Origin of the sequence: uncultured Campylobacter sp., assembly GCF_963517995.1 — a bacterium.
Classification (GTDB): Bacteria; Campylobacterota; Campylobacteria; order Campylobacterales; family Campylobacteraceae; genus Campylobacter_A.
In genome coordinates, this window is the sequence record NZ_CAUQHQ010000208.1 from 1 (window position 1) to 2,641 (window position 2,641).

General features: G+C 30.9%; 2 protein-coding genes. Both read left to right on the top strand.

The genetic code is table 11. The features are described 5' to 3' along the window. Positions 1–599: 599 nt before the first annotated feature. A complete protein-coding gene (gene csx20, locus RYL88_RS12630; protein ID WP_314991781.1) occupies positions 600–974 on the top strand; it encodes a CRISPR-associated protein Csx20 in 375 nt (124 codons plus the stop codon). Between the two features lie 103 nt (positions 975–1,077). Beyond that, positions 1,078–2,400: a TM1812 family CRISPR-associated protein gene (locus RYL88_RS12635; protein WP_314991783.1), complete on the top strand. Its 1,323-nt coding sequence runs from the start codon at positions 1,078–1,080 to the stop codon at positions 2,398–2,400. Positions 2,401–2,641: the final 241 nt, after the last annotated feature.

Consider the following 2,641-nt stretch of genomic DNA (forward strand, 5'->3'; position numbering starts at 1 on the left):
GGCTTATACTGAACCAAATTGAAAAATATTATAGGAGTTAATTGATGCCTTCATAGAATATATTGGTTGTTTGAGCTTAATGGAGGTTGCTTTCAAATTTTATATAAACTAGTTTTCCTAAATTTTAAGGTTGAAAATTAACTATTGCTCCAAATTTAGAGATAGTAACCTATATAGCTATTTCTATATTTTTGTTTTCTAGTGTAGTTTTTTAGATTTTACAACCCTTGCTTGTAAATTAATATTTCTTTTAATCGATGCTAATATGATCATATCTCTTGGTTTTATCTTCATTTTTATCATTTTAACAAATATCTAAAAATTATATGCAATAAAATGGACATTATTTGTCATAAAAAATATCAATTACATGTTTTTTAAGCAAATGCTCTGGTTTTTTTTGGAAGTTTAAAAATTGAGAGAAGTTTGAATACGACACAATATACATAAAAAAGTTTTTTGTATTAAAAATATATTTGATTCATAGCCTACAAACACTAAAGCTACTTTGCTTTTATTTTTGTCATATTGTGTCTAAAAGATTAGATAGTATCTTGCATTGATTTTATAAAAATAGAATTTTAATGAGAGGAATAAAAATGAAAAAAATGTTTGTACTCATAAATCATAATTTAACAGAAGAGCAGAAAGATCAGGCATTAAGAGTATTTGGTATCGGAAATATAGTAAATATCGCAGATGATGCGTGGTCTAGCATCGATCCATCGGACGAAAATATAGTAGACGCCTTAAACGCATATAAAAAGGAGTTAATGCGGGAGGCTAAGGCTGGCGATGTTTTCTTGGTGCAGGGGGATTTTGGCGCTACTTATAATATGATAAATTTTGCCAAAAATATCGGGCTAAAGACTGTATATGCGACTACCAAGCGCGTGGTTCAAGAACTTATGGTAGATGGAAAGTTGGTCACAAGACGCGAATTTAAGCATGAAAAATTTAGGGAATATTTATAAAGATAGGTCCATTGTTAATTTATTAAGCAAAACACAAGTTATAAAACGAGATAATTTCTATCACTTCAAAATACCGTAAAGTTGGTAAATTTAAAGGAATCCAATGCCGCCTAATATAGTAAAGAAAGCAAATCCGTCCCAAGTCAAAGAAAATAACGACAAAACTGCCGTCATCACAATCCTTGGCATACAAGGCCAAAAAGATAACATTAAAACTGAAGGTTGCGCTAGGTATTATTTCGCTAGTGAGGGCCCTGATAAATCGAAAGAGTTTTTTAATACCCTGCCTTTGCTTGCAAATAAATTTGGTGCAAAAAATATAGTGCCTATATATACAACAGAAGCTAGAGAATTTAACGAGGCTGTAATGGCGCACTATGCAAATTTTCAGATAAATTTTAACGATAGTTATAAGATAGTGGACGAGAAAAATTTCGAAGCTATATTTGAGATATTTGAAAGAGCGATAGATGATCTGGTAAAAAGTGGTGTTGGCAAGATCGTCTTTGATGTGACGCATGGATTCCGTCATCTGCCCTTGCTAGCACTAGTTGACCTACTCATACAAAATTTCTCAAACGTCTCTCAGATAGATCAAATTTTATTTGCTAAAGAGATAGAAAAATTTAATCTATATGAGATAATAGATCTAAGGCAGTATCTAGATATCGCTAATATCGCTTTTGTGATCGCGGCTTTTTCACAAAACTATACTTTGGCACAGCATATAAATACAAAGAGATTTGAATCGCTAGTAAATGCTTTAAATGATTTTTCAAATAATATACTAAGCTTAAATATAGCAAAGTTGAAAAGCTCGCATAGTGAGTTGATCAAAGAACTTGACAAAATAGATGATATAGCACTAAAACCAAGAGCTAGCTATTTAAAAGACAAGCTAAATCAAATATGCTACTGGAGCGATAGCGCATATATTTTTAGATATAAATTGGCTAAAGATATGTTTGAAAAGGGCTATTTGTTACAATCGTTGGTGCTCTTGTTTGAGAGCGTAAACAGTTATGTAGTTAGTGTATTTGAAAAAAATATCCCTTTAATATTTAATAAAATTTTAGACGAATGCTCTAAAATGGGTGTGCGCAAAAATTATCTTATAAGCAATTTTTTTATTCAGTCGCTAAAAACTAGAGCCCATGAGACCGATAATGACTTTGTCGGCAGAACTATGAAAAATTTGAAGTATCTCGAGCTTTCAAAATCGGATATAAAAGATATTAGACTGGTTATAAATACGAAATTTGGCTCGAGTAACGAACTGGCTAAATATCATAAGCAGTTAGATGATTTGCGTAACGACTTCGCACACGGAAATATCAGCGAAGAAGAATTTAGTCATATTAAACAAGAGATAAAAAAGCTGTTTGACAAATATCATAATTTTATAAATATACAAGAAAGCCTATAATTCAATATTTTAGACACTATGTATCTATTTTGGTCATTATAATTCCCATAAAAATAATGGGAGCTATAATGACAAACCAATTCTTTTTAGATAAAATGAGCGAAATTTTCCATATGACACATTCTAGCAACTTAAAAAATATTTTAGTATACGGTTTGCAAAATCATTATAATGCTCACAAAAAGGTAGATATTAGCAACCGAGAAGTAAACGATAGGCGCGAAAAAGTTGAGCACATATA